This is a genomic window from Mucilaginibacter humi (genome assembly GCF_013087555.1).
Genome location: NZ_JABFCR010000003.1, coordinates 61,031 through 68,573, shown reverse-complemented (window position 1 = coordinate 68,573; position 7,543 = coordinate 61,031). Strand labels below are relative to the sequence as shown.

Annotated in this window: 13 protein-coding genes; 12 read left to right on the top strand and 1 reads right to left on the bottom strand. The window is 47.7% G+C overall.

Annotation, left to right across the window (positions count from 1 at the left end; genetic code table 11):
- Window positions 1-182: 182 nt before the first annotated feature.
- Window positions 183-398 (bottom strand): hypothetical protein, encoded by a 216-nt coding sequence (locus tag HK413_RS01255; RefSeq protein ID WP_175268846.1) that lies wholly within the window; start codon window positions 396-398, stop codon window positions 183-185.
- Window positions 399-624: 226 nt separating this feature from the next.
- Here HK413_RS01255 and HK413_RS14310 point away from each other — a divergent pair, with 226 nt between their 5' ends.
- From HK413_RS14310 to HK413_RS01245, 12 genes are all read left to right on the top strand, one after another.
- Window positions 625-1,086, top strand: coding sequence for a hypothetical protein (locus HK413_RS14310; protein ID WP_217451919.1), 462 nt, complete (start codon window positions 625-627; stop codon window positions 1,084-1,086).
- 17 nt (window positions 1,087-1,103) lie between these two features.
- The gene (locus tag HK413_RS14305) at window positions 1,104-1,502 is read left to right on the top strand and encodes a HAMP domain-containing protein (protein ID WP_217451918.1); all 399 of its coding nucleotides are present in this window, start codon (window positions 1,104-1,106) and stop codon (window positions 1,500-1,502) included.
- 121 nt (window positions 1,503-1,623) lie between these two features.
- On the top strand, window positions 1,624-2,052 hold the full coding sequence (locus HK413_RS14300) for a HAMP domain-containing protein (protein ID WP_217451917.1): 429 nt from the start codon (window positions 1,624-1,626) through the stop codon (window positions 2,050-2,052).
- Window positions 2,053-2,069: 17 nt separating this feature from the next.
- Window positions 2,070-2,306, top strand: a complete 237-nt coding sequence (locus HK413_RS14295; protein WP_217451916.1) for a HAMP domain-containing protein — start codon at window positions 2,070-2,072, stop codon at window positions 2,304-2,306.
- Window positions 2,254-2,616, top strand: coding sequence for a HAMP domain-containing protein (locus tag HK413_RS14290; protein WP_317169175.1), 363 nt, complete (start codon window positions 2,254-2,256; stop codon window positions 2,614-2,616). Before HK413_RS14295 ends, HK413_RS14290 begins: the two co-directional genes overlap by 53 nt.
- 45 nt (window positions 2,617-2,661) lie before the next feature.
- The gene (locus tag HK413_RS18915; RefSeq protein ID WP_394353101.1) at window positions 2,662-3,150 is read left to right on the top strand and encodes a HAMP domain-containing protein; all 489 of its coding nucleotides are present in this window, start codon (window positions 2,662-2,664) and stop codon (window positions 3,148-3,150) included.
- A 17-nt stretch (window positions 3,151-3,167) separates the two neighbouring features.
- Window positions 3,168-3,509, top strand: a complete 342-nt coding sequence (locus HK413_RS14280; protein ID WP_217451913.1) for a HAMP domain-containing protein — start codon at window positions 3,168-3,170, stop codon at window positions 3,507-3,509.
- Window positions 3,466-4,068: a GAF domain-containing protein gene (locus HK413_RS14275; protein WP_217451912.1), complete on the top strand. Its 603-nt coding sequence runs from the start codon at window positions 3,466-3,468 to the stop codon at window positions 4,066-4,068. Before HK413_RS14280 ends, HK413_RS14275 begins: the two co-directional genes overlap by 44 nt.
- Window positions 4,056-4,901: a sensor histidine kinase gene (locus HK413_RS14270; protein ID WP_217451911.1), complete on the top strand. Its 846-nt coding sequence runs from the start codon at window positions 4,056-4,058 to the stop codon at window positions 4,899-4,901. Before HK413_RS14275 ends, HK413_RS14270 begins: the two co-directional genes overlap by 13 nt.
- Window positions 4,799-5,491 carry an ATP-binding protein gene (locus HK413_RS14265; protein WP_317169181.1) on the top strand — a complete coding sequence of 231 codons (693 nt, stop codon included), beginning with the start codon at window positions 4,799-4,801 and terminating at the stop codon, window positions 5,489-5,491. Before HK413_RS14270 ends, HK413_RS14265 begins: the two co-directional genes overlap by 103 nt.
- Window positions 5,478-6,266 carry a response regulator gene (locus HK413_RS14260; RefSeq protein WP_217451909.1) on the top strand — a complete coding sequence of 263 codons (789 nt, stop codon included), beginning with the start codon at window positions 5,478-5,480 and terminating at the stop codon, window positions 6,264-6,266. Before HK413_RS14265 ends, HK413_RS14260 begins: the two co-directional genes overlap by 14 nt.
- Window positions 6,251-7,537, top strand: a complete 1,287-nt coding sequence (locus HK413_RS01245; RefSeq protein ID WP_175268845.1) for a hybrid sensor histidine kinase/response regulator — start codon at window positions 6,251-6,253, stop codon at window positions 7,535-7,537. Before HK413_RS14260 ends, HK413_RS01245 begins: the two co-directional genes overlap by 16 nt.
- Window positions 7,538-7,543 lie beyond the last annotated feature (6 nt).

The window sequence follows — 7,543 nt, the reverse complement described above, 5'->3', positions numbered from 1 at the left end:
GATCAACCATGGTATTAATGGTTTCTTTAACTGCAGGATCTCGCCGCGCACGTCAACCGTAATTTTTTGGATAAGTCGCCGTTGGCTATCGCGATGGATACATCGGCTATGTTACGCACCCTTCAGATCCCACCGGCCGTTAAGTTGGTCAACCATGGTATTGGGTTCTTTCAACATTTTATTTACCGAGTCGGTACCTGCGAATCCTTCCAGGTACCATCCACGCCCGGCACTCCACTCACGCCATTGGCCACCATCGTATTTATGGTGATGCCTAATTGCCCTTCAGATCCCACCCACCTCACGCGCCACCCGCGCGCCATCAACCATGGTATTAATGGTTTCTTTTGCTGCAGGATCTCGCAAAAATAACATTGCCAAAACAAAATAACGGGCATCGTTGTTTCCTACAAGCTATACCAATATATTGGACGTGCCGGTGATTTTTTAGTCTTTTTTCAATAACCACCTGTACAATAACTACGTATAAAATTACGTAGTAAATAACTACGCATACAATTAACCAGATTACCCGGCTTTTTTAAGCTGATACAGTTTAGTTTTTACAAATAGAGAATATATTGAGCAAATTTTTACGATCACAAAATAACCTAACCCCCAAAAATGAAGGACGATATTTTATTGAATGAAGTATCAGCCGGGACCGAAGTAACCGAACTTAATTCCCCTGATTCTCTTGACCTGAAAGAACTACTAAAAGTATTGTCGCTGGTAAAAAACGGCAGGCTTGATGTGCGTATGCCGGTAACCCGTGCAGGTATAAACGGCCGGATATGCGAGGTATTGAACGAGATTATTGACATGAACGAACGTTTTGTAGCCGAGATCTCCTCGGCCGAAAAAACGATCGGTAAAAAGGGTAACCTATCCAAGCGTATAGCCCTTACAGATGCAAAAGGCGAATGGGCCAACGGCGTAACCTCATTAAATAACCTGATTGAGGACCTTACCTCGCCGACATTAGAGATTGCCGGCATGATCAACTCAGTAGCCAATGGCGACCTTTCCAAGCACATCCCGCTGGAGATAAAGGGGCACCCGCTAAAAGGGGAATTTTGCGGATAGCCAAGGAATCAAACCAGATGCTTTCCAAACTGCAGTTATTTTCGATGGAAGTAACACGGGTGGCGCGGCAGGTAGGATCAGAAGGTAAGCTGGGCGAGCAGGCAAAAATTAAAGGTGTGGCCGGTGTTTGGGCCGAGCTTACGGATTCGGTGAACCAGATGGCGGGTAACCTTACCGCGCAGGTGCGTAACGTAGCGGCAGTAACCACAGCGGTGGCCAAGGGTGACCTTTCCCGCAAGATTACGGTTGAAGCCAAGGGCGAGATATTAGAACTTAAAAACACCATCAATACGATGGTGGATCAGCTTAACTCCTTCTCATCCGAAGTAACCCGGGTGGCGCTGGAAGTGGGTACCGAAGGTAAACTGGGCGGCCAGGCCAAAGTGCCGGGCGTTGCGGGTACCGGAAAGATTTAACAGACTCTGTAAACCGTATGGCGGGTAACCTTACCTCGCAGGTGCGTAACATTGCCGGGGTAACTACCGCGGTAGCTAATGGTGACCTTTCTAAAAGATAACAGTAGACGTAAAAGGCGAAATGCTGGAGTTGAAGAAAACCATTAATACCATGGTGGATCAGTTGAACTCGTTCGCCTCCGAAGTAACGCGGGTGGCGCTTGAAGTAGGTACCGAAGGTAAACTGGGTGGCCGGGCCAGGGTAAAAGGTGTCGGCGGGGTTTGGAAGGATCTGACCGATTCTGTAAACCAGATGGGTAGTAACCTTACCGACCAGGTACGTAACATAGCTGGGGTAACAACGGCGGTGGCAAAAGGCGATTTATCCCGGAAGATAACGGTGGATGCCAAAGGCGAGTTATTGGAGCTGAAGAATACGATCAATACGATGGTGGATCAGTTGAATTCCTTCTCATCCGAAGTAACGCGGGTGGCGCGTGAGGTGGGATCTGAAGGGCAATTGGGCGGGCAAGCCAATGTACCGGGTGTAGGTGGTACCGGAAAGATTTAACAGACTCTGTAAACCAGATGGCCGGCAACTTAACCGGCCAGGTGCGTAATATAGCCGAAGTAACCACCGCGGTGGCCAAGGGCGATTTATCTAAAAAAATAACGGTTGACGTGCAGGGCGAAATGCTGGAGCTAAAGATCACCATAAATACGATGGTGGATCAGCTCAACTCGTTCGGTTCGGAAGTAACACGGGTGGCACGTGAGGTGGGTTCGGAAGGGCAATTGGGTGGCCGGCCAATGTGCCTGGCGTAGGTGGTACCGGAAGGATTTAACCGACTCGGTAAACAAAATGGCGGATAACTTGACCTCGCAGGTACGTAACATTGCTGAGGTAACTACGGCGGTGGCGAAGGGTGACCTTTCGCGTAAGATCACCGTAAATGCCAAGGGTGAGTTATTGGAGTTGAAAGATACCATCAATACCATGGTTGACCAGCTGCGCGGTTTCGCATCCGAAGTAACGCGGGTGGCGCGCGAGGTGGGATCTGAAGGGCAATTAGGCGGCCGGCCAATGTGCCGGGGGTGGATGGTACCGGAAGGATTTAACCGACTCGGTAAATAAAATGGCCGGTAACTTAACGGCCCAACTGCGTAACATAGCCGATGTATCCATCGCGATAGCCAACGGCGACTTATCCAAAAAATTACGGTTGACGTGCGCGGCGAGATCCTGCAGCTTAAAGAAACCATTAATACCATGGTTGATCAGCTGCGTGGTTTCGCGTCCGAAGTAACGCGGGTAGCGCGTGAGGTGGGTACCGATGGTAACCTTGGCGGACAAGCCTTTGTGCCGGGCGTAGCCGGAACGTGGAAGGATTTAACGGATTCGGTAAACCAGATGTCGAGTAACTTAACCTCGCAGGTGCGTAACATTGCCGAAGTAACCAAGGCGGTAGCCAGCGGTGACTTGTCCAAAACGGTAATCATCGACGTAAAGGGCGAGATCATGGATTTGAAGAACACCATCAACACGATGGTGGATCAGCTAAACTCCTTCGCGTCCGAAGTAACGCGGGTGGCGCGTGAGGTGGGTACTGAAGGCAAACTGGGCGGCCAGGCACACGTAAAAGGCGTGGGCGGTACCGGAAGGATTTAACGGACTCGGTAAACCAGATGGCCTCCAACTTAACCGGGCAGATCCGCGGTATTGCTAAAGTGGCAACCGGTATTGCCAAAGGGAACTTAAAACAGCGCTTATCCATTAACGCCCCGGGCGAGGTGGCACAGTTAACCGATACCATTAACGAAATGATTGATACCCTGGCGGTGTTTGCCGATGAGGTAACTACCGTGGCCCGTGAGGTGGGTGTGCAGGGCCGTTTGGGTGGCCAGCAAGTGTGCCGGGCGCGTCAGGTACCGGAAGGATTTAACGGAGAACGTAAACCAGCTGGCGCAAAACTTAACCGTGCAGGTGCGTTCCATATCCGAAGTTGCATCGGCTGTAACCAAGGGTGATTTGACCCGAACCATCCGCGTGGAAGCCAAAGGCGAGCTGGAAGCGTTGAAGGATACTATTAACCAGATGATTGCCAATCTTAAAGGCACCACCCTGCGTAACCATGAACAGGATTGGCTTAAATCCAACCTCGCCAAGTTTGCGCAAATGCTGCAGGGCCAGCGTGACAGGAACGCGGTGGCTAACAAAGTATTATCAGAGCTGGCCGAACTGGTAAATGCACGCTATGGCGCATTTTATATCTTAGAGCAGCCGGAATTATCGGACGAACCAAAACTGAAGCTGTTTGCCGGCTACGCGCAAAGAAGCCGCAAGCTGATAGACCAGGAATTCTCGTTGAGCGAAGGACTGGTTGGCCAGTGTGCAACCGATAAAGAGCGCATCCGGCTGGCTAATGTACCTAATGAGTACCTGCAGATCAGCTCGGGTATTGGTAACGCCGCCCCTATTGACCTGGTGATACTGCCGGTACTGTTTGAAAACAACGTGAAAGCGGTTATTGAGCTGGCCTCATTTGAAAACTTCAGTGATACGCATATTGACTTTTGGATCAGTTAACCGAAAGTATCGGGATCGTATTGAACAATATCGAAACTAACACCCGTACCGAGGAATTGTTATCACAATCTCAATCGCTGGCGAGTGAGCTTTCTGCACAACAGGAAGAGTTAAGGCGCGCTAATGATGAGCTGCATGATAAAGGCCGTTCGCTGGAAGAAAAAGCAGAACAACTTACCCTGACTTCTAAATACAAATCTGAGTTCCCGGCCAACATGTCGCACGAGTTGCGTACACCGTTGAACAGCTTGTTAATATTGGCTCAGCAACTATTTGAAAATCCCGAAGGTAACTTAACCGAGAAACAAAGGATGTTTGCTAAAACCATCCATTCTTGCGGAGATGACCTGATCCAGCTAATCAATGATATTCTTGATCTTTCGAAGATCGAATCGGGGGTTATCGCGGCTGATGTTATGCCGGTAAGTTTCAAAGAAATCACCGCGTTTGCTGAATCTACCTTTAAACCGATCTCTGAAGCTAAGAACCTTAAATTTGAGATCGACATGGAGGATGGCCTGCCCGAACTGATGGAAACAGATATGCAGCGCCTTAACCAGATCTTAAAGAACCTGTTATCCAACGCCTTTAAATTTACAGAAAAGGGACGGGTGAAACTGAGCATTTTCCGACCTGCCCCGGGCCAGAAAACCCGCTTAGTCCTAATGATTCGGTTATCGCTTTTTCTATTGAAGATTCAGGTATTGGTATTTCTAAAAACACCCAGGGTATCATCTTCGAAGCCTTCCAGCAGGCCGAAGGTTCAACCAGTCGTAAATACGGCGGTACCGGCTTGGGGCTGTCTATCAGTAAAGGTTTCGCCGAACTATTAGGCGGCACAATCACCGTAGGCAGCGAATTGGGCAAAGGCAGTACGTTCACGCTTTATCTGCCACTGAAATATAATGAAGAAAAATTGGCACCTGTTAAAGTGAAAGAAGCCTATCCGGCTGCGCACCAACGCACCAACCTGATAGACACCGCCGAATTGGCCATAGATGACGACCGCCATAACATTGTTGCCGAAGACCGGGTATTGCTGGTTATAGAAGATGATATCCGCTTTACCAAAATATTGATTGATAAGGCACATGATCTTAATCTGAAGGTAGTGGTAGCAATTAGTTACCCGGAGATATTTGACAGCATTATCAAATACAACCCAATTGCCATTACCCCGGATGTGAATATGCCCGAATCTAATGGCTGGAAGATCCTGAAGCTGTTAAAAACAGATATCAATTTAAGGCATATCCCGGTACATATCATCTCGGGTGAGGATAACAAGCTCCCCGGCCCTAAAGTCGGGTGCCAAATCGTTCAGTCTAAAACCGCTATCCAATACCTCGCTGGCCGAACTGATCTCGGGAATAGTTCATTTTCACCAGCACGCCAAAAGAAGGGTATTGGTGATAGAAGATAATGTTGAGGAATTGCAACGGGTAACTGAACTGCTTAGTAACGATCAGATCGAAGTATTCAGTGCAACCACGGCTCAAAAAGCGCTATCTGTCCTGAAAAAGGAATTATTTGATTGTATTGTATTGGATTATGTGTTGCCTGATGCAAACGGCATGGAACTGCTGAATAACATCAACCTGCTTAAACAGTCGCAAACTTTGATCCTACTGCATTCAGCCCGTGACTTTACGCAGGATGAACTGATCCAGTTAAAACGCCTTAACCATAAGATCATTACCAAAACGCCTAACTCGCACGTACACTTGCTTGAGGAGATATTGGTTACACTGCACATTGATAAAAAGTATATCAGTGAAAGCAAGCTCAAAATGATCAACAGTATCAGGGACACCAAAGATATTTTGGATAACCGTAAAGTGTTGGTGGTTGATGATGACGTACGCAACCTGTTTGCGCTTACCGCGGTTTTTGAGCGCTCTAAAATAAACGTGATCACAGCCGAAAGCGGACGCGAGGCACTGGAAATATTAAACAATGACAAGAGCATTGATATCGTGCTTATGGATATTATGATGCCCGAAATGGATGGCTACGAAACCATCCAGATCATCCGTAAGGAACAACGGAACAAGAGCCTGCCTATTATTGCTGTGACCGCTAAAGCGATGATCGGCGACCGGCAGAAATGTATTTCGTCCGGCGCGTCAGATTATATTACCAAGCCTGTGAAGACCGAGCAGTTGTTAGCCTTAATGCGGGTGTGGCTGATCAAATAATAAATAATAAATCAAATTTTATGGCCGAAACGCAAATGCCAGAAGAACCATTAATAAATGTACTCCTTGTTGATGACAACGAAAACAACCTCTTAGCTATGGAGGTGGTGTTAGAAAAGGAGAAATATACATTTCACAGAGCTACCTCAGGACGCGAGGCATTGCGCATTTTATTAAGGGAGGAAGACTTTTCCCTGATTTTGCTGGATGTTAAAATGCCAATTATGGATGGCTACGAAACGGCAGCGCTTATTTATGAGCGGGATAAGTTGAGGCAGATCCCCATTATTTTTATTACCGCGCACGATTATGAGGAAGCCGCCGTATTTAAGGGTTATGAAGCAGGCGCGGTAGATTTTATCCGCAAGCCATTCAATCCTGAAATGCTGCGGTCTAAAGTTGCTGTGTTTACTGAATTGTATAGGAAGAATCAGTTACTGCAACGCCAGGAAGAAAAATTGCAGGCCATTAACCAGGAACTCAAACAAATGAACCAGAGTCTGGAACAGCGGGTATTGGAACGTACCCTGCAACTGGAAGGCGTTAACCGGGAATTAAAGGAGCTGAATCTATCTAAAGATAAATTTTTATCAGTAATCTCGCATGATCTCCGTAACCCGCTTACGGCGTTGCTGGCCACCTCCGAAAATCTTACGCGTGATTCTGAAAAGCTACAACCCGAACGAATTAAAATGTTCGCCAATATTATTCACCGTACCTCGCATAAAATATTGGACCAGTTGAATGAATTAGTTGACTGGGCCAAGGAGCAGCGCGAGAAGAATAACTTCAACCCACAGGAACTACAGCTACGACAATCTGTAAACGAATCGCTTGACCTGCTCCGGGAAAACGCGCAACAAAAGAATATTGTGCTGGAGAACCTTGTGACCGAAGATCTGTATATCCACGCTGATGTGCTGATGTTTCGATCTATCCTGCAAAACGTAGTGACTAACGCCATCAAATACACACCCGCCGGTGGCGGAAGCGTGGCCGTAACTGCTACAGCCACCGACGGGATGATAGAACTTTGTATCCGGGACCGGGGAGTGGGCATGTCGGCTCAAACCCTCGACATGTTGTTCGGCCAGGTAAGTACAGCCTCTTTGCTGGGCACCAGTAAAGAAAAAGGTACGGGCCTTGGCTTACTCCTGGTAAAAGATTTTGTAACCATGCATGGCGGCACAATCCGGGTAGAAAGTGAACTCGATAAAGGCACTTGCTTCCTCTTTACCATGCCGAAAATAAAAACAGAGTCCATCGCTTGATTTTGC